Source organism: Mycobacterium timonense (assembly GCF_025821985.1).
GTDB classification, from domain to species: Bacteria; Actinomycetota; Actinomycetes; order Mycobacteriales; family Mycobacteriaceae; genus Mycobacterium; species Mycobacterium avium.
This window is the reverse complement of the sequence record NZ_JACKSY010000019.1, coordinates 51,344-75,180: the sequence shown is the minus strand read 5'-3', so window position 1 is coordinate 75,180 and position 23,837 is coordinate 51,344. Positions and strand designations below refer to the sequence as shown.

The 23,837-nt window shown below is 69.4% G+C and carries 22 protein-coding genes; 14 read left to right on the top strand and 8 right to left on the bottom strand.

Annotation, left to right across the window (positions count from 1 at the left end):
• Positions 1 to 117 precede the first annotated feature (117 nt).
• The 5 genes from H7I87_RS06100 to purD are packed head-to-tail and all read left to right on the top strand — an operon-like array spanning position 118 to position 4,970.
• The gene (locus H7I87_RS06100) at positions 118 to 1,587 is read left to right on the top strand and encodes an aldehyde dehydrogenase (protein WP_063966949.1); all 1,470 of its coding nucleotides are present in this window, start codon (positions 118 to 120) and stop codon (positions 1,585 to 1,587) included.
• 30 nt (positions 1,588 to 1,617) lie between these two features.
• Positions 1,618 to 2,367 (top strand): SDR family oxidoreductase, encoded by a 750-nt coding sequence (locus H7I87_RS06095; RefSeq protein ID WP_003875764.1) that lies wholly within the window; start codon positions 1,618 to 1,620, stop codon positions 2,365 to 2,367.
• Positions 2,364 to 3,242 (top strand): NAD(P)-dependent oxidoreductase, encoded by an 879-nt coding sequence (locus H7I87_RS06090; RefSeq protein ID WP_063966950.1) that lies wholly within the window; start codon positions 2,364 to 2,366, stop codon positions 3,240 to 3,242. Before H7I87_RS06095 ends, H7I87_RS06090 begins: the two co-directional genes overlap by 4 nt.
• A complete protein-coding gene (locus H7I87_RS06085; RefSeq protein WP_009974886.1) occupies positions 3,242 to 3,679 on the top strand; it encodes a carboxymuconolactone decarboxylase family protein in 438 nt (145 codons plus the stop codon). Before H7I87_RS06090 ends, H7I87_RS06085 begins: the two co-directional genes overlap by 1 nt.
• Before the next feature lie 22 nt (positions 3,680 to 3,701).
• On the top strand, positions 3,702 to 4,970 hold the full coding sequence (gene purD, locus H7I87_RS06080) for a phosphoribosylamine--glycine ligase (protein WP_063966951.1): 1,269 nt from the start codon (positions 3,702 to 3,704) through the stop codon (positions 4,968 to 4,970).
• Here purD and H7I87_RS06075 read toward each other — a convergent pair.
• Together H7I87_RS06075 and H7I87_RS06070 are read right to left on the bottom strand one after the other, a co-directional pair.
• Entirely contained in the window at positions 4,967 to 6,550 is a 1,584-nt protein-coding gene (locus H7I87_RS06075) for a gamma-glutamyltransferase family protein (RefSeq protein ID WP_033719299.1), read from the bottom strand. The genes purD and H7I87_RS06075 overlap by 4 nt on opposite strands.
• 75 nt (positions 6,551 to 6,625) lie before the next feature.
• Positions 6,626 to 7,546: an alpha/beta hydrolase-fold protein gene (locus H7I87_RS06070; RefSeq protein ID WP_031354255.1), complete on the bottom strand. Its 921-nt coding sequence runs from the start codon at positions 7,544 to 7,546 to the stop codon at positions 6,626 to 6,628.
• 73 nt (positions 7,547 to 7,619) lie between these two features.
• Here H7I87_RS06070 and H7I87_RS06065 point away from each other — a divergent pair, with 73 nt between their 5' ends.
• Positions 7,620 to 8,237 (top strand): TetR/AcrR family transcriptional regulator, encoded by a 618-nt coding sequence (locus H7I87_RS06065; protein ID WP_010948907.1) that lies wholly within the window; start codon positions 7,620 to 7,622, stop codon positions 8,235 to 8,237.
• Here the strand turns inward: H7I87_RS06065 and H7I87_RS06060 are convergent.
• A complete protein-coding gene (locus H7I87_RS06060; protein ID WP_063967018.1) occupies positions 8,191 to 8,982 on the bottom strand; it encodes a DUF429 domain-containing protein in 792 nt (263 codons plus the stop codon). The genes H7I87_RS06065 and H7I87_RS06060 overlap by 47 nt on opposite strands.
• A gap of 103 nt (positions 8,983 to 9,085) precedes the next feature.
• On the opposite strand from H7I87_RS06060, the gene purB reads away from it, so the two are divergent.
• Positions 9,086 to 10,504: an adenylosuccinate lyase gene (purB, locus tag H7I87_RS06055; RefSeq protein WP_023869782.1), complete on the top strand. Its 1,419-nt coding sequence runs from the start codon at positions 9,086 to 9,088 to the stop codon at positions 10,502 to 10,504.
• Positions 10,501 to 11,748, top strand: coding sequence for a cytochrome P450 (locus tag H7I87_RS06050; RefSeq protein ID WP_033726576.1), 1,248 nt, complete (start codon positions 10,501 to 10,503; stop codon positions 11,746 to 11,748). The genes purB and H7I87_RS06050 overlap by 4 nt, the downstream gene beginning before the upstream one ends.
• 38 nt (positions 11,749 to 11,786) lie before the next feature.
• On the opposite strand, the gene H7I87_RS06045 is transcribed toward H7I87_RS06050, so the two are convergent.
• Entirely contained in the window at positions 11,787 to 12,407 is a 621-nt protein-coding gene (locus H7I87_RS06045) for a hypothetical protein (RefSeq protein WP_009974901.1), read from the bottom strand.
• A 52-nt stretch (positions 12,408 to 12,459) separates the two neighbouring features.
• On the opposite strand from H7I87_RS06045, the gene H7I87_RS06040 reads away from it, so the two are divergent.
• Together H7I87_RS06040 and H7I87_RS06035 are read left to right on the top strand one after the other, a co-directional pair.
• On the top strand, positions 12,460 to 13,350 hold the full coding sequence (locus H7I87_RS06040; RefSeq protein WP_003875776.1) for a phosphoribosylaminoimidazolesuccinocarboxamide synthase: 891 nt from the start codon (positions 12,460 to 12,462) through the stop codon (positions 13,348 to 13,350).
• A complete protein-coding gene (locus H7I87_RS06035) occupies positions 13,347 to 15,509 on the top strand; it encodes a S9 family peptidase (RefSeq protein WP_033726577.1) in 2,163 nt (720 codons plus the stop codon). The genes H7I87_RS06040 and H7I87_RS06035 overlap by 4 nt, the downstream gene beginning before the upstream one ends.
• Here the strand turns inward: H7I87_RS06035 and H7I87_RS06030 are convergent.
• A complete protein-coding gene (locus tag H7I87_RS06030; RefSeq protein ID WP_023880347.1) occupies positions 15,438 to 15,884 on the bottom strand; it encodes a DoxX family protein in 447 nt (148 codons plus the stop codon). The genes H7I87_RS06035 and H7I87_RS06030 overlap by 72 nt on opposite strands.
• A 96-nt stretch (positions 15,885 to 15,980) precedes the next feature.
• Here H7I87_RS06030 and H7I87_RS06025 point away from each other — a divergent pair, with 96 nt between their 5' ends.
• Positions 15,981 to 16,544 carry a TetR/AcrR family transcriptional regulator gene (locus H7I87_RS06025; RefSeq protein ID WP_033720286.1) on the top strand — a complete coding sequence of 188 codons (564 nt, stop codon included), beginning with the start codon at positions 15,981 to 15,983 and terminating at the stop codon, positions 16,542 to 16,544.
• A 5-nt stretch (positions 16,545 to 16,549) separates the two neighbouring features.
• On the opposite strand, the gene H7I87_RS06020 is transcribed toward H7I87_RS06025, so the two are convergent.
• The gene (locus H7I87_RS06020; RefSeq protein ID WP_003875780.1) at positions 16,550 to 18,163 is read right to left on the bottom strand and encodes a DHA2 family efflux MFS transporter permease subunit; all 1,614 of its coding nucleotides are present in this window, start codon (positions 18,161 to 18,163) and stop codon (positions 16,550 to 16,552) included.
• Between the two features lie 119 nt (positions 18,164 to 18,282).
• A complete protein-coding gene (locus tag H7I87_RS06015; protein ID WP_031354254.1) occupies positions 18,283 to 19,899 on the bottom strand; it encodes a DHA2 family efflux MFS transporter permease subunit in 1,617 nt (538 codons plus the stop codon).
• A 127-nt stretch (positions 19,900 to 20,026) separates the two neighbouring features.
• Between H7I87_RS06015 and H7I87_RS06010 the strand changes: the two genes are divergently transcribed.
• Both H7I87_RS06010 and H7I87_RS06005 read left to right on the top strand, forming a co-directional pair.
• The gene (locus tag H7I87_RS06010; RefSeq protein WP_023861912.1) at positions 20,027 to 20,731 is read left to right on the top strand and encodes a DUF2334 domain-containing protein; all 705 of its coding nucleotides are present in this window, start codon (positions 20,027 to 20,029) and stop codon (positions 20,729 to 20,731) included.
• A 48-nt stretch (positions 20,732 to 20,779) separates the two neighbouring features.
• Positions 20,780 to 22,447 carry an FAD-binding dehydrogenase gene (locus H7I87_RS06005; RefSeq protein WP_011723726.1) on the top strand — a complete coding sequence of 556 codons (1,668 nt, stop codon included), beginning with the start codon at positions 20,780 to 20,782 and terminating at the stop codon, positions 22,445 to 22,447.
• A gap of 11 nt (positions 22,448 to 22,458) precedes the next feature.
• Here H7I87_RS06005 and H7I87_RS06000 read toward each other — a convergent pair whose 3' ends face one another.
• The gene (locus H7I87_RS06000) at positions 22,459 to 23,097 is read right to left on the bottom strand and encodes an MBL fold metallo-hydrolase (protein WP_009974914.1); all 639 of its coding nucleotides are present in this window, start codon (positions 23,095 to 23,097) and stop codon (positions 22,459 to 22,461) included.
• Here H7I87_RS06000 and H7I87_RS05995 point away from each other — a divergent pair.
• Entirely contained in the window at positions 23,074 to 23,808 is a 735-nt protein-coding gene (locus tag H7I87_RS05995) for an ATPase (protein WP_179295676.1), read from the top strand. The two genes, H7I87_RS06000 and H7I87_RS05995, sit on opposite strands and share 24 nt — an antisense overlap.
• Positions 23,809 to 23,837 lie beyond the last annotated feature (29 nt).

The following is a 23,837-nucleotide window of genomic DNA, read 5'->3' as shown; positions in this document are numbered from 1 at the left end:
CTTGCACCGCCTGTGGGCGGGAGACTATGGTTCGATCGGACAATATCGGACAATATCGGACAACTGTCCACTAGCTTGGCGGGCCGGCTTCGACGGTCGCGCAGACGGGAGCACGAGATGGCCTTGCTGGCCGACGGCGTGAGTGAACTGTTCATCGACGGCAAGATGTCGGCCGGCAACGCCGGCACCTTCCCGACGGTCAATCCGGCGACCGAGGAAGTGCTCGGCGTGGCCGCCAACGCCGACGCCGCCGACATGGACCGCGCGATCGACGCCGCGCGGCGGGCGTTCGACGAGACGGACTGGTCGCGCAACACCGAGTTGCGGGTGCGCTGCGTGCGCCAGCTGCGCGACGCCATGCGCGAACACATCGAGGAACTCCGCGACATCACCATCGCCGAGGTCGGCGCACCGCGGATGCTCACCTCGGCCGCCCAGCTGGAGGGTCCGGTCGGCGACCTGAGCTTCGCCGCCGACACCGCCGAGTCCTACGAGTGGAATCAGGATCTCGGTCAGGCATCGCCGATGGGCATCCCCACCCGGCGCACCATCGCGCGGGAAGCCGTCGGTGTGGTCGGGGCGATCACGCCGTGGAACTTCCCGCACCAGATCAACCTCGCCAAACTGGGGCCCGCCCTGGCCGCCGGAAACACCGTCGTCCTCAAGCCCGCGCCGGACACCCCGTGGTGCGCCGCCGTGCTCGGTCAACTGATCGCCGAGCACACCGACTTCCCGCCCGGCGTCGTCAACATCGTCACCTCCGACGACCACGGCGTGGGAGCGCTGCTGTCGAAAGACCCTCGGGTGGACATGGTTTCGTTCACCGGGTCGACGGCCACCGGGCGCAGCGTGATGAGCGATGCCGCCGCCACCATCAAGCGGGTGTTTTTGGAGCTGGGCGGCAAGTCGGCGTTCGTGGTGCTCGACGACGCCGACCTGGGCGGCGCGTGCTCGATGTCGGCGTTCACCGCGGCCATGCACGCCGGGCAGGGCTGCGCCATCACCACCAGGCTGCTGGTGCCCCGCGACCGCTACGACGAGGCCGTCGCCGCCGCGGCCGGCACCATGGGATCGATCAAGCCTGGCGATCCTAACGATCCCGGAACCGTTTGCGGCCCGGTGATTTCGGCGCGGCAACGCGACCGGGTGCAGGGCTATCTCGATCTGGCGATCGCCGAGGGCGGCACGTTCGCCTGCGGCGGCGGCCGCCCGGCCGACAAGGACGTCGGCTTTTTCATCGAGCCCACCGTCATCGCGGGCCTGACCAACGATGCCCGGCCGGCCCGTGAGGAGATCTTCGGCCCGGTGCTCACCGTGATCGCCCACGACGGGGAGGACGACGCCCTGCGGATCGCCAACGACTCGCCATATGGCTTGTCCGGCACGGTGTTCAGCGCCGATCCGGAACGCGCCGCCAACTTCGCGTCCCGGATGCGGGTGGGCACCGTCAACGTCAACGGCGGTGTCTGGTACTCCGCGGATGCGCCGTTCGGCGGCTACAAGCAATCCGGCAACGGGCGCGAAATGGGCCTGGCCGGCTTCGAGGAATACCTGGAAATCAAGACCATCGCCACGGCCGTGCAGTGACCGCGCCGCGCGGCTGACCGAGAGGAAAACATGCGATTCGAGAACAAAGTCGGCATCGTCACCGGATCCGGGGGCGGCATCGGGCAGGCGTACGCCGAGGCGCTGGCCCGCGAGGGTGCGGCGGTGGTGGTCGCCGACATCAACGCCGAGGCGGCCGAGGCCGTCGCCAAACAGATTGTCGCCGACGGCGGTACGGCCATCAGCGTCGCGGTCGACGTGTCCGACCCCGAGTCGGCCAAGGCGATGGCCGACCGCACCCTGGCCGAATTCGGCGGCATCGACTACCTGGTCAACAACGCCGCGATCTTCGGGGGCATGAAGCTGGACTTTTTGCTCACCATCGACCCGGAGTACTACAAGAAATTCATGAGCGTGAACCTCGACGGGGCGCTGTGGTGCACCCGCGCGGTGTACAAGAAGATGACCAAGCGCGGCGGCGGGGCGATCGTCAACCAGTCGTCCACCGCGGCCTGGCTGTATTCGAACTACTACGGGCTGGCCAAGGTGGGCATCAACGGCCTGACCCAGCAGCTGTCCCGCGAACTGGGCGGGCGCAACATCCGGATCAACGCGATCGCGCCCGGGCCCATCGACACCGAGGCCAACCGGACCACCACACCCAAAGAGATGGTCGACGACATCGTCAAGGGACTTCCCTTGTCGCGCATGGGAACTCCCGACGACCTGGTCGGCATGTGCCTGTTCCTGCTGTCCGACGAGGCGTCGTGGATCACCGGGCAGATCTTCAACGTCGACGGTGGGCAGATAATCCGATCATGACGACGAACGCGGCGCACACGACCGAGCAGCTGAAGCTCGGCTACATCGGGCTGGGCAATATGGGCGCCCCGATGGCCACGAGGATGACCGAATGGCCGGGCGGGGTAACGGTTTACGACATCCGGATCGAGGCGATGACGCCGCTGGCCGAGGCGGGCGCCACCCTTGCCGACAGCGTGGCCGACGTCGCCGCCGCCGACCTGATCCACATCACCGTGCTCGACGACGCCCAGGTGCGTGAGGTGGTCGGCGAATTGGCCGGGCACGCCAAGCCCGGCACGGTGATCGCGATCCACTCGACCATCAGCGACACCACCGCCGTCGAACTGGCCCGCGATCTCAAGGCGCGGGACATCCACATCGTCGACGCCCCGGTCAGCGGCGGCGCGGCCGCCGCCGCCCGGGGTGAGCTCGCCACCATGGTGGGCGCCGACCGCGAGGTCTACGAGCGGATCAAGCCGGCGTTCAAACACTGGGCGGCGGTCGTCATCCACGCCGGTGAACCGGGTGCGGGAACCCGAATGAAGTTGGCCCGCAACATGTTGACGTTCACCTCGTATGCCGCAGCGTGCGAGGCGATGAAGTTGGCCGAGGCGGCCGGGCTGGACCTGCAGGCGCTGGGCCGGGTGGTGCGTCATACCGACGCGCTCACCGGCGGTCCGGGCGCGATCATGGTGCGCGACAACATGAAAGACCTCGAGCCGGACAACTTCCTCTACCAGCCGTTCTTGCACACCCGCGGCCTGGGGGAGAAGGATCTGAGCCTGGCGCTGGCGTTGGGTGAGGCGGTCTCGGTCGACCTGCCGCTGGCCCGGCTGGCGTACGAGCGGCTGGCGGCCGGGCTCGGCGTGCCACACACGGAGAAAGAGGCGTGATGGACGAACGGCGGCGCAAGGGCCTCGAGAAGATGAACGAGGTCTACGGCTGGGAGATGCCCAACGTCGAGGGCGACGCGTATTTCGACCTGACCGTCGACCACCTGTTCGGTAGCATCTGGACGCGGCCGGGCTTGTCGATGCGCGACAAGCGCATCATGACGCTGACGGCGGTGACCGCGATCGGCAACCGCGATCTGGCCGAGATCCAGATCAACGCCGCGCTGCTCAACGGCGAGCTCACCGAGACCGAGCTCAAGGAGATGGCCGTCTTCCTCACCCATTACCTCGGTTTCCCGCTGGGCTCGGCGCTCAACGGCGCGGTCGACGCCGTGGTGGCCAAGCGCAGGAAGGCCGCGGCCAAGGGCGCCGGCGAGGACAAGAAGGCCAACGTGGACGCCGCGTTGAAGATGCACTCGGGCGGTGAGCGGGGCTGATCGCCCGCTAGAGTGGCGTGTCGTGCGCGTCCTGGTGATCGGCTCCGGTGCCCGTGAGCATGCGCTGCTACTGGCGCTGCGCAAAGACCCGCAAGTCACCGGGCTGGCCATCGCCCCCGGCAACGCCGGCACCGCCCGGCTGGCCGAGCAGCACGACGTCGACATCACCTCGGCGCCCGACGTCGTGGCCCTGGCCCGCGCGGTGCGCGCCGACCTGGTGGTCATCGGCCCCGAGGTGCCGCTGGTCCTCGGAGTAGCCGACGTGCTGCGAGCGGCCGGCATCGTGTGCTTCGGACCGGGCAAGGACGCCGCCCGCATCGAAGGCTCCAAGGCGTTCGCCAAAGAGGTGATGGCCGCGGCCGGGGTCCGCACCGCAACCAGTGAAATCGTCGACACCCCCGCGCATTTGGACGCCGCGCTGGACCGGTTCGGCCCGCCGGCGGGCGAGGCGGCCTGGGTGGTGAAGGACGACCGGCTGGCCGCCGGCAAGGGCGTGGTGGTGACAGCCGACCGCGAGGTGGCGCGCGCCCACGCCGCCGCGCTGCTGGAGGCCGGCCACCCAGTGCTGCTGGAGTCGTTTCTGGATGGCCCGGAGGTGTCGCTGTTCTGCGTCGTCGACGGCGAGACCGTGGTGCCGCTGCTGCCGGCGCAGGATTTCAAGCGGGTCGGCGACGCCGACAGCGGACCCAACACCGGCGGGATGGGCGCCTACGCCCCCGTGCCGTGGCTGCCCGATCGGGTGTATCGCGACATCGTGCACCGCATCGTCGAACCCGTTGCGGCCGAGATGGTTGCGCGTGGCTGTCCGTTCAGCGGATTGCTGTACGCCGGGCTGGCGATCACCTCCAACGGACCGGCCGTGGTCGAATTCAATTGCCGCTTCGGCGATCCCGAGACCCAGGCGGTGCTGGCGCTGCTGGAGTCGCCGCTCGGGCAGCTGCTGTACGCGGCGGGCAGCGGCACCCTGGCGGACTTCGGTGAACTGCGCTGGCACGACGGTGCGGCGGTGACCGTGGTGCTGGCGGCGGAGAACTATCCCGGACGGCCCCGGGTGGGCGACGTCATCACCGGCTCGGAAGCCGAGGGCGTGCTGCACGCCGGAACCGCGCGACGCGAGGACGGCGAGATCGTCTCCTCGGGGGGCCGGGTGCTGTCGGTGGTGGGGACGGGCCCCGACCTGGCGGCCGCGCGGGCCAAGGCATACCAGATCCTCGGCTCGATTCGGTTGCCGGGCAGCCATTTTCGCACCGACATCGCACAGTCGGCGGCCGACGGCAAGATCCGGGTCTAAAACGCGGCGGCCTGGCCGTCGCGGCGCGGGTCGCTGGCCGCGACGTAGCCGGTATCCATCCGCCAGATCGCCTGGCAGCTGCCGAACTGGTTGTAGTCGTCGACCGCCACCAGATCGTGTCCGCGCCGGCGCAACTCGTCCAGCGTCGCGGCCGGGAAACCGTTTTCACAGCTCACCTGCATGCCCTGCACCCAGCGGAACCGGGGGCCGTCACAGGCCGCCTGCGGGTTCTGGCCGTGGTCGGCGATGCGCACCATGACCTGCACATGTCCCTGTGGCTGCATCATGCCGCCCATCACCCCGAAGCTCATCACCGGCGCGCCGCCCTTGGTCACGAAGCCCGGGATGATGGTGTGGTAGGGCCGCTTGTTCGGGCCGACACTGTTCGGATGACCAAGCCCCGCAGTGAAATTCGCGCCTCGGTTCTGCAGCGAAATCCCGGTTCCCGGCACCACCACACCCGACCCGAAGCCCATGTAGTTCGACTGGATCATCGACACCATCATCCCCGCGGCGTCGGCCGCGGTCAGATACACCGTTCCGCCCGCCGGCGCCCCCGCCGACACCGGCTTGGCCCGGGCAGGGTCGATCAGCGCCGCCCGTCGCTCGAGGTATTCGGTGTCCAGCAGGCGTTCCGGCCGCAACGGCATGTGCTCGATATCGGCGACGTAGGCCTGGGCGTCGGCGAAGGCCAGCTTCACCGCCTCGATCTGCAAATGCACGCTGTCGGCGGAATCGACTGGCAGCGAAGCCATGTCGAATCGCTCGAGGATGCCCAGCGCGATCAGCGCGACGATGCCGTGACCGTTGGGCGGAATCTCGTGCACGGTGTAGCCGCGGTAGTCGCCGGTGATCGTCTCCACCCAGTCGGCGCGGTGGCCGGCCAGGTCGTCGGCCGTCATGGCGCCGCCGTTGGCCGCCGCGTGCTCCGCGACGCGGGCGGCCAATGCGCCGCGGTAGAACGCCTCGCCGCGGCTTGCCGCGATGGCCTCGAGCGTGTCCGCGTGCGCGGGCAGCCGGAACCGCTCCCCGGGCCTGGGGGCCCGACCCTCAGGTGCGAACGCCTCGGCGAAACCCGGCTGTCCGGCGAACAGCGGCACCTGCGCCGCCCATTGCTCCGCGACCACGGGCGATACTGGAAAGCCGTTGCGGCCGTACGCTATTGCCGGTGCGAACAGCCGCTCGAACGGCAGCTTGCCGAAGCGGGCGTGCAGTTCGGTCCACGCCGACACCGCACCGGGCACGGTGATCGAATTCCAGCCGAGGACGGGAACGGCGTTGCCGCCGAAGTATTCCGGGGTCCACGCCGCCGGTGAGCGGCCGGAGGCGTTGAGGCCGTGCACCTTCTCGCCGTCCCAGACGATGGCGAACGCGTCGGAGCCGATTCCGTTGGAAACCGGTTCCACGATGGTCAGCGTGATGGCGGTGGCGATGGCCGCGTCGACCGCGCTGCCGCCCTCGGCGAGCATCCGCAGACCCGCTTGGGCGGCAAGCGGTTGCGATGTGCACACCACGTTGTCGGCCAGGACCGGCTTGCGGGGCCAGGCGTACGGGAAGTCCCATCCGAACGGTTGGTTCACCTTCGCGAGCGTAACGCCGGCGTGACGCCCGGCGCCCAGCGCCACGCTGGCGTGACGCTCGCGGGCCCCGTGCGATCAGGCCGTCAGCAGCGGGGCCATCCAGCTCAGCTCGGCCGGCAACTGCGAACTCCAGAATTCCGGGTTATGGCCGCCGGGCGAGAACCCGCCGGCGGGCGGATTGGGCAGCTGTGCAATGAATTGCTTTGTCGCAGCGTAAAACGGGTCGCTGTCGCCGCAATCCACCCGGATCGGGATCGATCCCAGCGCGGGCATCCCGAACACCGTGTTGGCCGCGAAGTCGTCGGGTCCGTCGAAGGCCCCCGGCGCGGCCGCACCCGAGGACAGCCACAGCGCCGGGCTCACCGCGCAGATCGCCGCCGTCCGCGCCGGCCCGAGCCGGCCGCCGAGCAGCAGCGCGCCGTAACCTCCCATCGACCAACCCAGGAACGCCACCCGCGAGGTGTCCAAGCCCTGGTTGCCCAGCAGCGGGATGAGCTCGTCGAGCACCATCGCGCCGCTGTCCTCGCCGGAAGACCGCTTGTGCCAGTAACTGCCGCCGCCGTCGACCGCGACCACCGCGAACGGCGGCAGCCCGGCATTGACGGCCTGGGCCAGCCCCTGCTCGACGCCGCCGGCCATCACGGTCGCGGCGTCACTGCCCTTGCCGTGCAGCGCGATCACGGGCCGCAGCGGTTTGGTCTGACCCGGCGGACGCGCGATGGCCCAGTTGGCGTTGACCCCGCCGCGCGCGGCCGACACGAACGAGCCGGTGACCATGGTGGGGGCGGCCGCCGCCGGCGGAGCCGGATCGCGGGGCGGGCCCGGGGCGGGCGGTGGGGGCGCCAGTGGCGTCCCGGTGCCGGCCGCCGGCATGGCCTGAGATGACCGGGGTTGTAACAGGATGTCGAGCCCGTAGGCGCCCACCGCGCCCACGGCGGCACCGGCGCCGAGACGGAGCACGGCGCGTCGGCTCAAGTCGGGCATGCGGGTCATCATGCCATGTCCGTTCGGCGGGTCGTTTGGTCGAAATGGCAATGCAGTACCACTTTGGCTGGCACGATGGCTACTCGTGACTGCAGCGGTTACTCCAAAAGGAGAACGCCGGCGGTACGCGCTCGTGAGCGCCGCCGCCGAGCTGCTGGCCGAGGGTGGGTTCGAGGCGGTGCGGCACCGGGCGGTCGCCCGGCGGGCCGGATTGCCGCTGGCATCCACCACCTATTACTTCTCCTCCCTGGACGACCTGATCGCCCGCGCGGTCGAGCACATCGCCATGATCGAGGTGGCCCAGCTGCGGTCCCGGGTCAGCGCCTTGTCGCGGCGCCGCCGCGGACCGGAGACCATCGCCGAGGTGCTGGCCGACCTGCTGGTCGGCGACGTCTCCGGCCCGGGCCTGACCGAGCAGCTGATCTCGCGCTACGAACGGCACATCGCCTGCACCCGGCTGCCCGCGCTGCGCGAGACCATGCGCCGCAGCCTGCGCCAGCGCGCCGAGGCGGTGGCGGAGGCCATCGAACGCTCGGGTCGCTCGGTGCACATCGACCTGGTGTGCACCCTGATCTGCGCGGTGGACGGCTCGGTGGTGTCGGCCCTGGTGGAGGGCCGGGATCCGCGGGCGGCGGCCCAGGGTGCGGTGGTCGACCTCATCGAGGTGCTGGCCCCGATCGATCAGCGGCCCGTGCAGATCTGAGCGATTGCCGGCGGGCCGCCGGCAGCGACGGCGTCACGATGCAGCCGGTGCCGGGGTCGCCGTAGCGGGTCACCGCGTCCGGGCGGCGCTGGGCGAACAGCGCCACATAGGCGCAGACGACGGCGTCGACGGGATCCTCGGCGCGGCGCAGCTCGCTCTTGCGCTGCGCGCATTCGACGGCCCGGCGCAGCGCGCGCCAACCGGCGTGGCGGCCGACCCGCACCGGGACCGGGGCGTGCGCCAGCCGCTCCACGCCCGCCATCAGCAGCAGCAGCTCGGACTTGAGCCGCTCCGGGCTGCGGCCGGGCTTGGCCTTGTATTTCAGGGTTTGCTGCAACCCGAACAGGGCGACGGTCGCGGCGTGCGGGTAGACCTCGATGGCGCGCCGGGGCCGCGGCGAACGCGGGTCCAGCGTGAGGCCCAGCGCCGCGGCCAGCCGGGCCGCCCGCGGGCCGTCGGCGAATTCGGGTTTCCCGGTGTTGCACGGGTGGGTGCCGGCCTGGAACCTGCGGAAGTCGCGGTTGAGCGCGGTCTCGGCGGGACGCTGGCCGGTCGGGTTGTTCACCACCAGCGGCGCGTCGAAGGCGACCAGGCACTCCCCGCGCACGTACGGGTCGAGCGCGGCCAGGATCTCGTCGTCGTCGCGGACCGCGGCCACGCTCACCAGCTCGCCGCCGAAGTCGATGACGGCGACGCCCGTCGGGTTCCGCCCCGCCCAGGCGAGGTCGACGCCGGCGAAGTACATGGGTCCAGACTGCCGCCAAACCGCGACCGCGGACGCCGTTACCCAGTGAATCCGTTGCCCGCCGCGGTCTCGCGGTGCTCGATGAACCGTAAGCTCTATGTCTGTGAGCATTCCGAATGTGCTGGCTGCCCGGTACGCCAGTGCCGAGATGGTTGCGATCTGGTCGCCGGAAGCCAAAGTGGTCGCCGAGCGGCGGCTATGGCTCGCGGTGCTGCGCGCGCAGCAACAGTTGGGTGTCGCGGTGCCCGCCGAGGCGATCGCGGACTACGAGCGGGTGCTCGAGGACGTCGATCTGGCCTCGATCGCGGACCGCGAACGCCTGCTGCGCCACGACGTCAAGGCCCGCATCGAGGAATTCAACGCGCTGGCCGGCCACGAGCACGTGCACAAGGGCATGACCAGCCGGGATCTGACCGAGAACGTCGAGCAGCTGCAGATCCGGCGCTCCCTGGAACTGGTCTTCGCCCACGGCGTCGCGGTCGCCGCGCGGCTGGCCGAACGGGCGGTGGCCTACCGCGACCTGGTGATGGCCGGGCGCAGCCACAACGTCGCCGCCCAGGCCACCACCTTGGGCAAGCGATTCGCCTCGGCCGCCCAGGAGACGCTGATCGCGTTGGCCCGGCTGCGCGAGTTGATCGACCGTTACCCGTTGCGCGGCATCAAGGGCCCGATGGGCACGTCGCAGGACATGCTCGACCTGCTCGGCGGCGACCCGGCCAAGCTCGCCGAACTCGAGCGGCGGGTCGCCGAATTCCTGGGTTTCTCAACGGTTTTGACCAGCGTCGGGCAGGTGTACCCGCGGTCGCTGGACCACGACGTGGTCTCCGCGCTGGTGCAGCTGGGCGCCGGCCCCTCGTCGATGGCGCACACCATCCGGCTGATGGCCGGGCACGAACTGGTCACCGAGGGATTCGCGCCGGGTCAGGTCGGGTCGTCGGCGATGCCGCACAAGATGAACACCCGCAGCTGCGAACGGGTCAACGGCCTACAGGTGGTGCTGCGCGGCTACGCCTCGATGGCCGCCGAACTGGCCGGCGCGCAGTGGAACGAGGGCGACGTGTTCTGCTCGGTGGTGCGCCGAGTTGCATTGCCGGACAGCTTCTTTGCCATCGACGGGCAGATCGAGACGTTTCTGACGGTGCTCGACGAGTTCGGCGCCTACCCGGCGGTGATCGGTCGCGAGCTGGACCGCTACCTGCCGTTCTTGGCCACCACCAAGGTGTTGATCGCCGCGGTGCGCGCCGGGATGGGCCGCGAGGCCGCGCATCACGTGATCCGCGAGCACGCGGTGGCCACGGCACTGGCGATGCGGGAACACGGCGCCGAGCCCGACCTGTTGGAGCGGCTGGCCGCCGACGAGCGGCTGCCGCTGGACCGGGCGGCCCTGGACGCCGCGCTGGCCGACAGGCGGGCGTTCACCGGCGCCGCCGCCGACCAGGTGGACGAGGTGGCCGCCCAGGTGGACGCCCTGGTGAGCCGCTACCCGGACGCGGCCAAGTACACCCCGGGGGCCATCCTGTGACTCTCGCCGGCACGCTTTCGCAGATCGACTTCACCGATCTGGACAACTTCGCCAACGGATTTCCGCACCACCTGTTCGCCGTGCATCGGCGCGAGGCGCCGGTGTATTGGCATGAGCCGACGGACAACACCCCGGACGGCGAGGGCTTCTGGTCGGTGGCCTCCTATGCGGAAACCCTTGAGGTGCTCAAGGATCCGGCGACCTACTCGTCGGTGACCGGTGGTGAACGCCCGTACGGCGGCACGCTGCTGCAGGACCTGGCGATCGCCGGCCAGGTGCTCAACATGATGGACGATCCGCGGCATTCCCAGATCCGGCGGCTGGTCAGCTCCGGCTTGACGCCGCGGATGATCCGCCTGGTCGAAGACGACCTGCGGGCCAGGGCGCGCCGGCTGCTGGACGCGGTGGTGCCGGGCGAGCCGTTCGACTTTCTGGTCGACATCGCCGCCGAGCTGCCGATGCAGATGATCTGCATCCTGCTGGGAGTGCCTGAGTCCGAACGGCATTGGTTGTTTCAGGCGATCGAGCCGCAGTTCGATTTCGGCGGCTCCCGCAAGGCGGCGTTGTCGCAGCTGTCCGAGGCAGAAGCCGGTTCGCGGATGTACGAGTACGGCCAGCAGTTGATCGCCGCCAAGCGCGCCGAGCCGACCGACGACATGTTGTCGGTGGTCGCCAACGCGACGCTGGATGACGCTGCGGCGCCGGCCCTTTCCGACCTCGAGCTGTACCTGTTCTTCAGCCTGTTGTTCAGCGCCGGGGCGGAAACCACCCGCAATGCGGTTGCGGGCGGGCTGCTGGCGCTGGCCGAGCATCCGGAGCAATTGCGTTGGCTGCGTGACGATCTGGGGGCGCTGCCGACGGCCGTCGAGGAGATGGTGCGCTGGACCTCGCCCTCGCCGTCCAAGCGGCGCACCGCCACCCGCGATGCCACGCTCGGCGGCCAATCGATCAAGGCCGGGCAGAAGGTGCAGATCTGGGAGGGCTCGGCGAATCGCGACGCCAGCGTGTTCGACCGCGCCGACGAATTCGACGTCACCCGAAAACCCAACCCGCACTTGGGTTTTGGTCAGGGTGTGCACTACTGCCTGGGCGCCAACCTGGCCCGGCTGGAGCTGCGGGTTCTGTTCGAGGAGTTGCTGTCCCGGTTCGGCGCGGTGCGGGTGGTCCGTCCGGTCGAATGGACCCGCAGCAATCGGCACACCGGCATCCGGCACCTGGTCGTGGAACTCCGCGAAGAACAGTGACGGGCCGGTTCGCCGACGTCGAGGCGCGGGCGCTGCCGCTACATCCCGCGGATCGCGATACCGGCCGACTGTAATTCCAGCGCGGCCAGCGCCCGGATGGTGGCGGGATCCTCGCGTCGCCAACCGCCGACCGGGTCCGCGCTGACGGCGGTCAACTTGCGTGGCGGGCGGTTCGCCAGCGCGCGCAGCGCCAGCAATTGGGCGCCGGCCGGGGTGGCAGCCAACGCGGTGACCGTCAGCTTGCGCCGAAAGAAGCGAAGCCGCAGGAACAACCACGGCCCCACCGCGACCAGGATCGGCAGCGCCACCACTGCCATCGCCAGCAGCACCGCCAGCCAGCTCGCCGCCACGTCCAGGTCGTGACCGGCGCCGGCCATGTCCAGCGCGGCCTGGCTGGCGGAGTTGAGCGGCTTGCTGACCGTGTCGCCCACCACCGGAATGTGCTGGGCGCCGTGACCGGCGGAGGCAAGGTTGCCGGCGACGCCGTGCGCGCCGCTCTCGACCTGCCGGCCGGCGTCGGCGATGGTGGCGATGGCGTCGTAAACCGCCAGCCCGACCAGGATCCACAGTCCGGTCCAGATGACGACGGCGAGGTCGCTGAACAGCTGGGCGGCCAGCCGCCCGGGCCTGGTGGAGTAGGGCAGAAACCGCGGTGTCATAGCCTCGATCCCAGCACACGGCCGGCGTCCCGGTGCCCGATAGGCTGACCGGATGCCTGCACTGTCGGACTACCAGCATCTGGCCAGCGGCAAGGTCCGTGAGCTGTATCGCGTCGACGACGAGCACCTGCTGTTGGTCGCCACCGACCGGATCTCGGCGTACGACTTCGTGCTGGACAGCACCATCCCGGACAAGGGCCGCATCCTGACGGCGATGAGCGTCTTTTTCTTCGGCCTCGTCGATGCCCCCAACCACCTGGCCGGACCGCCCGACGACCCGCGCATTCCCGACGAGGTGTTGGGCCGCGCGCTGGTGGTGCGCCAGCTCGAGATGCTCCCGGTGGAATGCGTGGCGCGCGGCTACCTGACAGGCTCGGGGCTACTGGACTACCAGGCGACCGGCAAGGTCTGCGGCATCGCGTTGCCGCCCGGACTGGTCGAGGCGAGCAAGTTCGCCGAGCCGCTGTTCACCCCGGCGACCAAGGCCGCCCTGGGCGACCACGACGAGAACATCTCCTTTGCCCGGGTGATCGAGATGGTCGGCGGGGTGCGGGCCAACCAGCTGCGCGACCGCACGTTGCAGATCTACGTCCAGGCCGCCGACCACGCGCTACGGAAGGGAATCATCATCGCGGACACCAAGTTCGAGTTCGGCACCGACCCGGATGGCAATCTTCTGCTGGCCGACGAGATCTTCACCCCGGACTCCTCGCGGTACTGGCCGGCCGACGAATACCGGGTCGGCGTGCCGCAGACCAGCTTCGACAAACAGTTCGTCCGCAACTGGCTCACCAGCCCCGAATCCGGCTGGGACCGGCACGGCACCGAACCGCCCCCACCGCTGCCCGACCACATCATCGAGGCCACCCGCAACCGCTATATCGAAGCCTACGAACGCATTTCCGGGCTGCGTTTCGACGACTGGATCGGTCCGCGCGCGTGACCGAGACCCACCTGGCCACCTCCGTGCCGCCCGTCGCCAAGCGGGTGGACACCCGCCGCGAGCATCACGGCGACGTCTTCGTTGACCCCTACGAGTGGTTGCGGGAGAAGACCGACCCCGACGTCATCGCCCACCTCGAGGCGGAGAACGACTACGCGGACCGGATGACCGCCCACCTGGCGCCGCTGCGCCAGCAGATCTTCGACGAGATCAAGGCGCGCACCAAAGAGACCGACCTGTCCGTGCCGACCCGGCAGGGCCGGTGGTGGTACTACGCCCGCACCTATGAAGGCAAGCAGTATCGCGTCCAATGCCGTTGTCCCGTAGCCGATCCCGATGACTGGAATCCGCCGAACCTGGACGAGGACACCGAGATCCCGGGCGAGCAGATCATGCTCGATTCGAACGTCGAAGCCGAGGGTCACGAGTTCTTCGCGCTCGGCGCCGCCACCGTCAGCCTGGACGGGAACCTGCTGGCGTATTCCGTCGACACCGTCGGCGACGAACGTTATACGTTGCGGTTCAAGGACTTACGGACCGGTGAACTGTATCCGGACGAGATCGCCGACATAGCGGCGGGAGCCACCTGGGCCGCCGACAACCGCACCGTGTACTACCTCACCCTGGATGCGGCACACCGCCCCGACAAGGTGTGGCGGTACCAAGCGGGCTCCGGCGAGGCGCCCGAACTGGTGTATCACGAAGCTGACGAGAAGTTCTGGCTCGGCGTGGGTCTCACCCGGAGCGAGGCCTACGTCATGATCGCCTCGGGCTCCTCGATCACCTCCGAATTCCGCTACGCCGACGCCGCCGACCCGCACGCGCAGTTCACCGTGGTGCTGCCGCGCCGCGACGGTGTCGAGTACTCGGTCGAGCATGCGGTGGTCGGCGGGCAGGACCGGTTTTTGATCCTGCACAACGACGGCGCGGTGAACTTCACCCTCACCGAGGCCCCGGTCAGCGATCCGACCCGGCAGCGCACCCTGATCCCGCACCGCGACGACGTCCGGCTCGACGCGGTGGACGCCTTCGAAGGCCACCTTGTCATCAGCTACCGGCGTGCCGCGCTGCCGCGGCTGCAGCTGTGGCGCATCGACGCCGACGGCACATACGCGCGGCCCGAGGAGATTTCGTTCGACTCCGAGCTGATGTCGGCCGGGCTGGCCGGCAACCCGAACTGGTCGGCGCCCCGGCTGCGGATCAGGGTCGGCTCGTTGGTCATCCCGGCGCGGGTCTACGACATCGACTTCGTCACCGGGGAGCGGAGCCTGCTGCGCGAGCAACCCGTGCTGGGGGATTACCGGCCCGCCGACTACGTCGAACGGCGCGACTGGGCCGTCGCCGACGACGGCACCCGCGTGCCGGTGTCCATCGTGCACCGTGCCGACATTGAATTCCCCGCTCCCGCACTGATTTACGGCTACGGCGCCTACGAGATCTGCATCGATCCGAGCTTCTCCATCGCCCGGCTGTCGCTGCTGGACCGCGGCATGGTGTTCGCGATCGCACACGTGCGCGGTGGCGGCGAGATGGGCCGGCTGTGGTACGAGCACGGCAAGCTTCTGGAGAAGAAGAACACCTTCACCGACTTCGTCTCGGCGGCAAGGCATTTGGTGGAATCGAATGTCACCCGGCCGGATCGGCTGGTGGCGCTGGGCGGCAGTGCCGGCGGCTTGCTGGTGGGGGCGGTGGCCAACCTGGCTCCGGAGCTGTTCGCCGGGATACTCGCGCAGGTGCCGTTCGTCGATCCGCTGACCACCATCCTGGATCCGTCGCTGCCGCTGACCGTCACCGAGTGGGACGAATGGGGAAACCCACTGGCGGACAAGGACGTCTACTTCTACATGAAGTCGTACTCGCCGTATGAGAACGTCGAGGCCAGGCGGTATCCGGCGATCATGGCGATGACGTCGCTCAACGACACCAGGGTGTACTACGTGGAGCCGGCGAAATGGGTTGCCGCACTGCGGCATGCCAACCCGGCCGGCGGCCCGTTCCTGTTGAAGACCCAGATGAACGCCGGGCACGGTGGCGTCAGCGGCCGCTACAAGGCATGGGAGGAAACCGCCTACCAGTACGCGTGGCTGCTAGCGGCCGCCGAGGGCGACCGCTACGGCGGCGGCCAGAAAGACGATCTCCATCCCGATCCGCAGGGGTAGCCGGGTCGTCATCGATTTGGGCGGGTCGGGCATCCGCGAGGCGTGGATGTTGGCCGGGAACATGGCCAGCATCAACACCAGCAGGCAGCCGGCCGCGGCCGCCCGGGTTGCCGGCAGCAACAGGCCGAGCGCGCCCAGCAGCTCGAGCACCCCGGTGAGACTGACCAGCAGGCCAGGTGCGGGCAACCGGGGCGGAACGATGGCGACCAGGTCCGCGCGCAGCGGCGGCGCGAAGTGCGCGATCCCGGTCAGCACGAACATCGCGGCCAGTCCGACGGCCAGCGCCGGGGCCCAACCGTCGACGTAGCCCACGCCCAGCCGGCCCACCACCCACGCCACCAGGCTGCCCACCACCAGGGTGATCAACGGCGCCATCCCAACCTCCCGCAATCTAGACACTGACAAGATCTCAGACCGCCGAAGCTACCCTCGGTATCTAGTCATTGTCAAGATGCGCGGTATGCTGGCCGGATGACTCGCCACAGCTACCACCACGGCGACCTGCCGGCGGTGATCCTGGCCGAAGCCGCGCGGCTGGTGGCCGAGCGCGGCGCCGAGCGCGTCTCGCTGCGCGAGCTGGCCCGCTGCGCCGGCGTCTCGCACGCCGCGCCGGCGCATCACTTCACCGATCGGCGCGGGCTGTTCACGGCGCTGGCCACCCAGGGCTTTGAGCTGTTGACCCAGGCGCTGGCCGACGCGCGGGGCGATTTCGCCGATGCCGCCCTGGCGTATGTGCGGTTCGCCCTCGACCACCCCGGCCACTACCAGGTGATGTTCAACAGGTCGCTGCTCGATGCGTCCGACGGCGGCCTGGCCGCCGCCGAGGCGGCGGCCGGTGCGGAGCTTTCCCGCGGGGTGGCGACGTTGCGCGACCCGCACGCCCGGGCCGACCCGCGCGGCGCCGAACTGGCGGCGTGGTCGCTGGTGCACGGTTTCGCCACGCTGTGGCTCAACGACGCCGTCGACGCCGCGGTCCGGGCGGCCGATCCGATGGACACGGTCCGGCGGATCGCGACGATGCTGTTCGCCGGCTGACCGGGTCAGTCGCCGGCGGGCGGGCTCGGCGGCTTCCGGGGGAGGAAGGACGCCGGAATGATGGTGCAGGCCACCAGCACGACGGCCAGCACGAAGACGGCCGTGTAGGCGTGCGACAGGTGGTGCGACACGTGGCCGGCCAGCTCGGGGGTCATGGCCGGGCGCGGCACGGTCGACGGATCCACCGGCAGGCCGCGCTTGCCGGTGACCGGGTGCATCCCGGCCGCCTCGTTCGCCGCCATCAGGGCCGGATTGCGGTTGAACTGGTTGGTCAGGATGACCGCCATGAGCGCGGCCCCGATCGACCCGCCGACCTGCTGGTTCACGCTGATCAGCGTGGTCCCGCGGGCGACTTGATGCGGCGCCAGCGCCTGCATCAGCGCCGCCGACAGCGGCGTGGTGGTCAGGCCGATGCCCAGGCCCATGATCGCGAGCCCGCACACCAGGACCGGGGAATACGCGGCCTGCCTGGCCACGCCGTAGGTGAACACCGCCAGACCCACGGCCATCAGCGGCAGACCGGTCAGCACGATCTTGCCGGGCCCGTGTTTGTCCATGACGGCCCCGCCGAGCGGCATGGTCAACACGGCGCCGACACCGATCGGCAGCATGTGCAGGCCCGACTGCATCGGCGTCTCATGGCCGACGATCTGGAAGTAGCTCGGGACCAGCAACCCGACGCCCACCGAGGCGGCCGCGAACACCAGCAGCGTCACATTGACCTGCGTCACCACCGGGTTCCGGAACAGCCGCAGGTCGATCAGGGGGTGCTCGGTGCGATACCAGGCGTGCAGGATGAACGCCGCGATCAAGACCAGGCCGACCAGCGCCGGCACCAGCACATAGCGGTCGGCCACCGTGTGCCGTCCCGGAATGGAACACACCCCGCACAAAAAGATCGCCACGCCCGGTGACAGCAGCAGCGCGCCGGTGATGTCGAGCGCCTCCGAGGGGGCCGAGCGGTCCTTGGGGAACAAGAGCGCCGCCAGCGCGAAGGCGGTCAGCCCGATCGGCAGGTTGATCAGGAAGATCCACTTCCAGCCATAGGCCCCGATCAGCCAGCCGCCCAGGATGGGGCCCCCGATCGGGCCGAGCAGGATGGGGATTCCGCCCACCGCCATCAGCCGGCCGACCCGCTTGGGTCCGGCCTCCCGCGTCAGGATGACGAAGCTAAGCGGCAACAACATGCCGCCGCCGACGCCTTGCACCACGCGAAACAGGATGAGCAGCAATATGTTTGGCGCCACCGCGCACAGCAGCGAGCCCAGCGTGAAAATCAGCACCGAGCCCATGAACAGGCGTTTGGTGCCGAACCGGTCGGCCGCCCAGCCGGTGATCGGGATGACCGTGGCGAAGGCCAGCATGTAGCCGGCGATCGTCCACGAGACGATGGCCTGGTTGGCGCCGAACTGTGCGATGAACGTTCGTTGGGCGACGGCCACGACGGTGCTGTCCAGCACGGCCATGATGCAGGCCAGCCCGCAGACCCCGGCGATCCGGAACAGCGCGGCATCGAGCTTGTCGGGGTACTCGTCGTCGCGCAGGGACGGTCCCGAGGCGGTGGCCAACGGGACGCTGAAAGCTGCAGAACGGGTCTTCTCCATGGCGCCGCTGAGCATATCCGCAGGGTTGCCCCGGCTGAGGCGTTTTACCCCTATTCGCTTATTCGCACGCGTGTAATTCGTTTTCTGTGGTTAAGCGATAAACGCGCTGGTGTTGATCCGGCGGCGCGCTTATGTCATTTGCCGGCGGTTTCGGTGGCGGGTTTTTTCGGCAGAAACGACGCCGGAATGATGGTGCAAACCACCAGCGCAACGGCGATCACGAATACCGCGGTATAGGCGTGCGAAAGGTCGTGCAACACATTGCCCCAAAAACCGGGAGCAAGCGATTGCCGGGGTATTGCGGATTGGTCGATCGGCGTCCCGCCGGCGGCCGCCTTCTGGTGCAGGGCGGCCAGCTTGTTGGCGGCGACGATGTTGGGGCTGCGGTTGAACTGGTTGGTCAGGATCATCGACATCAGCGCGGTGCCCATCGAGCCACCCACTTGATGGCTGACGCTCATCAGCGTCGTCCCGCGCGCGATTTGGTGCGGGGCCAGCGCCTGCACCGACGCGACGGACAGCGGCATCATGGTGCAGCCCATGCCCAGGCCGGTGATCGCCAGCCCGGCCAGCAGCGTCGGCAGGTAGGGGGCCTGCCTGGCCACCCCGAAGGCGAAGGCGCCCAGGCCGGCGGTGATCAGCGCGATGCCGACCAGCACCACCTTGCCCGGCCCCTGCCTGTCCACCAGCGGTCCGGTCAACCGCATGGTCAGCATGGCGCCGAGTCCCTGGGGAATCATGTGCACGCCGGCCTGCATCGGCGTTTGGTGCAGCACCTGCTGGAAATAGCTCGGCAGCAGCAGCCCGGCGCCGAAGAAGGCGGTGGCGAAGACCAGCATCGTCACGTTGGCGTGGGTGAGCACCGGATTGCGGAACAGCCGCAGGTCGATCAGCGGATGATCGGCGCGATGCCAGGCGTGCCCGACGAACCCGGCGATCAGCGTCAGCCCCATCGCCGCCGGTATCAGCACATGCCGGTCCGCGACGGTGCCGCGGCCGGGGATGGAGGACACCGCGAACAGGAACGTCGCCAGGCCCGGCGAGAGCAGCAGCACGCCCACGGCGTCGAAGGTCTCGGAGCGGGCCGGGTGATCGCGGGGAAACACGACGGCGGCCAGGGCGACGGTGAGCAGCCCGATCGGCACGTTGATCAAGAAGATCCACCGCCAACTCGAGGTGTCGATCAGCCATCCGCCCAGGATCGGGCCGCCGATCGGGGCGAGCAGCATCGGGATGCTCAGGATCGACATCAGCCGCCCGAGCCGCCGCGGCCCCGCTTCCCGGGTCAAGATCATGAAACCCAACGGCAGCAACATGCCGCCGCCGATGCCCTGAACCACCCGAAAGACGATGAGCTGCAAGATGTTTGCCGCTAGCGCGCACAGCAGCGAGCCCAGCATGAAGGCCAGCACCGAGCCGATGAACAGTCGTTTGGTGCCGAACCGGTCCGCCGCCCACCCGGTGATCGGGATGACGGTGGCCAGGGCGAGCGTGTAGCCGGTCATCGTCCAGGCCACCACGGCCTGCGAGGAGGAGAACTGGTCGATGAAGGTGCGCTGGGCGACGCTGACGACCGTGACGTCCAGGATCGCCATCACGGTGGCCAAGATGCACACACCGGAGATCCGCAGCAGCGCGGCGTCCAGCTTGTCGGGGTATTCCCGTTCGGTGGCGCCCGGCTGCCCGGTCGGGGCATGCGGCGGCGTTTTGGCCGCTGCGTACGGGGCCTCATCCATGGCGTTGCTTAGCATATCGAACAGACCGGATTCGCCGGCCCCGGCGGCCGCCAATTCGGTTATCGCGCTGGGTGAGCGCATATACGCCTGCTGTCTGCGTGTCCTTCACCATTCCGACACCTGAGATCGTCAAACTGCTGGTGTGTCTGGAAAATTGATCGTCTCCGTCTCGGGCATCGGCGAACGCACCCTGCCCGACGTCGAGGCGTTCTGCGCACAAATGGACGCCCGCAACGTGCCGGTGTCATTGCTGGTGGCTCCCCGGCTGTCCGGCGACTACCGGCTCGACCGCGACCCGCGAACCGTCGAATGGCTGACCGGCCGCCGGGCCGGTGGGGACGCCATCGTGCTGCACGGCTACGACGACGCTGCCACCAAGAAGCGGCGCGGCGAGTTCGCGATCCTGCGGGCGCACGAGGCCAACCTGAGGCTGATGGCCGCCGACCGGGTGCTCGAGCATCTCGGGCTGCGCACCCGGCTGTTCGCCGCGCCCGGCTGGGTGGTGTCACCCGGGGTCGTCAAGGCATTGCCGGGCAACGGATTTCGCTTGCTGGCCGACCTGCACGGGATCACCGACCTGGTCCGGCACAGCACCGTGCGCGCCCGCGTCCTCGGCATCGGCGAGGGCTTCCTCAGCGAGCCGTGGTGGTGCCGGATGGTGGTGCTGTCCGCCGAGCGGATCGCCCGCCGCCACGGCGTGGTGCGGGTGGCGGTCGCGGCTCGCCATCTCCGCAAACCCGGCCCGTTGCAGGCCATGCTGGACGCCGTCGACCTGGCCCTGATGCACAACTGCGAACCGACGGTGTATCGCTGGCGCCCCGACCGGGCCGCCCTGGACGCCGCCTGACCAAGCGAGTCGCTGCGCGCGGCGGCCGGGGCACTACCCTGGTCCGACATGAGCGATTCATCGGTGGCGGCTTTCGGCGCGGATGCCATTGTGGTCGGGGCCGGATTGGCGGGCCTGGTCGCCGCCTGCGAACTGGTGGACCGCGGCCTGCGGGTGCTCGTCCTGGACCAGGAGAACAGCGCCAACCTGGGCGGGCAGGCCTTCTGGTCGTTCGGCGGCCTGTTCTTCGTCGACAGCCCCGAGCAGCGCCGGCTGGGCATCCGCGACAGCCATGAACTCGCGCTGCAGGATTGGCTGGGCACCGCGGCGTTCGACCGCCCCGAGGACTTCTGGCCGCGCCAATGGGCGCACGCCTACGTCGATTTCGCCGCGGGCGAGAAACGCAGTTGGTTGCGTGCCCGGGGGTTGAAGCTTTTCCCGTTGGTCGGCTGGGCCGAGCGCGGCGGCTATGACGCACAGGGACACGGCAATTCGGTCCCCCGCTTCCACATCACCTGGGGTACCGGCCCGGCGCTGGTCGAGATCTTCGCCCGCCGCTTGCGGGATCGCTCGACCGTGCGTTTCGCGCACCGCCATCGGGTCGACGAACTGATCGTCGAGGGCGGCGCGGTGACCGGCGTCCGGGGCAGCGTGCTGGAGCCCTCCGCCGCGCCGCGCGGTGTCGCGTCGTCGCGAAACACCATAGCGCAGTTCGAGTTTCGCGCCGACGCGGTGATCGTGACCAGTGGCGGCATCGGCGGCAATCACGAGTTGGTGCGCAAGAATTGGCCGAAGCGGATGGGCCGCGTCCCCGAACAATTGCTCAGCGGTGTGCCGGCACATGTCGACGGCCGGATGATCGAGATCACCCAGCGGGCCGGTGCGCGGGTGATCAACCCGGACCGGATGTGGCACTACACCGAGGGCATCACCAACTACGAGCCGATCTGGCCGCGGCACGGCATCCGCATCATCCCGGGCCCGTCCTCGCTGTGGCTGGACGCCAACGGCAAGCGGCTGCCGGTTCCGCTCTACCCGGGGTTCGACACCCTCGGCACGTTGGAGTACATCACCAAATCGGGCTTCGACTACACCTGGTTCGTGTTGAACGCCAAGATCATCGAGAAGGAATTCGCGCTTTCCGGCCAGGAGCAGAACCCCGACCTGACCGGGCAGAGCGTGCGCGAACTGCTGCGCAACCGGGCGCGCTCCGGGCCGCCCGGACCGGTGCAGGCGTTCGTCGACCGGGGGGTGGACTTCGTCAGCGCGAATTCGTTGCGCGAGTTGGTGACCGCGATGAACAAGCTGCCCGACGTGGCGCCGCTGGACTACGCCACGGTGGAGGCCGAGGTCACCGCCCGCGACCGCGAGGTGGCCAACAGGTTCAGCAAGGACGGCCAGATCACCGCGATCCGCGCCGCCCGCGGCTATCTGGGCGACCGGCTGGGCCGGGTGGTGGCGCCACACCGGCTGACCGACCCGAAGGCCGGACCGCTGATTGCGGTCAAACTACATATCCTGACGCGAAAGACGTTGGGCGGCATCGAAACCGACCTCGCCTCGCGGGTGCTGGGCGCCGACGGCACCCCACTCACCGGACTGTACGCGGCCGGCGAGGCGGCCGGATTCGGCGGCGGCGGGGTGCACGGCTATCGCGCGTTGGAAGGCACCTTCCTCGGCGGGTGCATCTTCTCCGGCCGCGCTGCCGGTCGCGGCGTCGCCGACGACATCACCTAAGAGGCCGAGCGCTAGAAGGTGACGGCGTCCTCTTCGGGCAGCACCTGGAAGTCGGTGCTGGTCATCTCCGAGAGCCGGCCGTAGTAGATGCCGCGCGCGTCCGGGGCGATGATGCCCTGGTGGATGGGGACGGCGCGGGCGGGCGCCACGGCGCGCAGGTAGTCCACCGCCTCGGACACCTTCATCCACGGGGCCGCGGCCGGGGTGGCCAGCACGTCCACCGGCTCGTCGGGCACGAACAGCGCGTCGCCGGGATGCATCAACCGGGCGCGATGGCCGCCGTCGCCCACCAGAAACGAAATGTTCTCTATCACAGGGATTTCCGGGTGGATCACCGCATGTTTACCGCCGACCGCGCGAACCGTCAGCTCGCCGATCTGCAGCTCGTCGCCGACGTGCACCGCCCGGCAGGGTGCGCCCAGTTGGGCGGTGGTCTGTGGGTCGGCGTACAGCGCGGCATCCGGGTTACCCTCGAGCAATGCCGGCAGCCGGGTGGCGTCGATGTGGTCGGGGTGCTGATGGGTGATCAAGATGGCGGTGAGGCCGGTGATGCCCTCGAAACCGTGTGCGAAGGTACCGGGGTCAAAGAGCACTCGGGTGTGGTCGAACTCGGCAAGTAGGCACGAATGGCCGAAATGCGTCAGTTGCATATCTACGATTGTGCCTTGATGGACAAGCTGCCGATGCGCGTCTTCCTGGCCACCATGGTGGTCGCCGGCAGCTTCGCGGTTGCCCTGATCGTCGTCATGCCTGCGTACGGCGAGCCCGAGACCTGCCCGGGGATATGCGACCGGATCCCCAACACCGCGTGGATCGATCAGCATGCGGTGCCGCTGGATGCGGTGTACCACTGGCCCGCGCTCGCCGGTCAGGCGGCGCACACCACCGGCGCGGCGCCCGGCCCGCGTTTCCGGTTCGAGGAGCTCTGCGGCGCGCCGGCCCTGCCGCAGGACCCGCGCGACTCGGCGGTGGTGGCGCGTTCGACGGTTGCCCATCCCGACGGGCAGTGGCAGCTGCAGGCGCAGGTGCTGCACTGGCGCGGCGACACCGCCCACGGCGGCGCCGTCGCGGCCACGGTGTTCGGCAACGCCGTCGCCGCGCTGCGCGGCTGCCAGCAGCGCGCGCCGCAGGAATCGCCGTCGCTGACCAGCGACGAGCCGACCCGGATGGCCGCCGTGATCAGCGGCCCGGTGGTGATGCACACCTATCTGCTGGCGCACCCGGCCAGCAGCACCATCAGCGAGCTGACGCTGTGGTCGTCGGCGCCGCCGCAGACGCCGTGGCCGGCGATGGCGGACGACCCGGTGCTGGGCGCCATGAACGCGTCGTTGTGCGAGGCCTACATCGCCTCGTGCCCGTGATCCCGAGCTGCGCTTTCGCCGGTAGAGTT

Bases quoted from the DNA above. Each gene is read 5' to 3' on its own strand.
- H7I87_RS06100 (WP_063966949.1), top strand. From the start codon at position 118: ATGGCCTTGCTGGCCGACGGCGTGAGTGAACTGTTCATCGACGGCAAG.
- H7I87_RS06095 (WP_003875764.1), top strand. From the start codon at position 1,618: ATGCGATTCGAGAACAAAGTCGGCATCGTCACCGGATCCGGGGGCGGC.
- H7I87_RS06090 (WP_063966950.1), top strand. From the start codon at position 2,364: ATGACGACGAACGCGGCGCACACGACCGAGCAGCTGAAGCTCGGCTAC.
- H7I87_RS06085 (WP_009974886.1), top strand. From the start codon at position 3,242: ATGGACGAACGGCGGCGCAAGGGCCTCGAGAAGATGAACGAGGTCTAC.
- H7I87_RS06070 (WP_031354255.1), bottom strand. From the start codon at position 7,546: ATGATGACCCGCATGCCCGACTTGAGCCGACGCGCCGTGCTCCGTCTC.
- H7I87_RS06060 (WP_063967018.1), bottom strand. From the start codon at position 8,982: ATGTACTTCGCCGGCGTCGACCTCGCCTGGGCGGGGCGGAACCCGACG.
- H7I87_RS06045 (WP_009974901.1), bottom strand. From the start codon at position 12,407: ATGACACCGCGGTTTCTGCCCTACTCCACCAGGCCCGGGCGGCTGGCC.
- H7I87_RS06040 (WP_003875776.1), top strand. From the start codon at position 12,460: ATGCCTGCACTGTCGGACTACCAGCATCTGGCCAGCGGCAAGGTCCGT.
- H7I87_RS06030 (WP_023880347.1), bottom strand. From the start codon at position 15,884: ATGGCGCCGTTGATCACCCTGGTGGTGGGCAGCCTGGTGGCGTGGGTG.
- H7I87_RS06025 (WP_033720286.1), top strand. From the start codon at position 15,981: ATGACTCGCCACAGCTACCACCACGGCGACCTGCCGGCGGTGATCCTG.
- H7I87_RS06020 (WP_003875780.1), bottom strand. From the start codon at position 18,163: ATGCTCAGCGGCGCCATGGAGAAGACCCGTTCTGCAGCTTTCAGCGTC.
- H7I87_RS06015 (WP_031354254.1), bottom strand. From the start codon at position 19,899: ATGCTAAGCAACGCCATGGATGAGGCCCCGTACGCAGCGGCCAAAACG.
- H7I87_RS06005 (WP_011723726.1), top strand. From the start codon at position 20,780: ATGAGCGATTCATCGGTGGCGGCTTTCGGCGCGGATGCCATTGTGGTC.
- H7I87_RS05995 (WP_179295676.1), top strand. From the start codon at position 23,074: ATGGCCGAAATGCGTCAGTTGCATATCTACGATTGTGCCTTGATGGAC.
- H7I87_RS06000 (WP_009974914.1), bottom strand. From the start codon at position 23,097: ATGCAACTGACGCATTTCGGCCATTCGTGCCTACTTGCCGAGTTCGAC.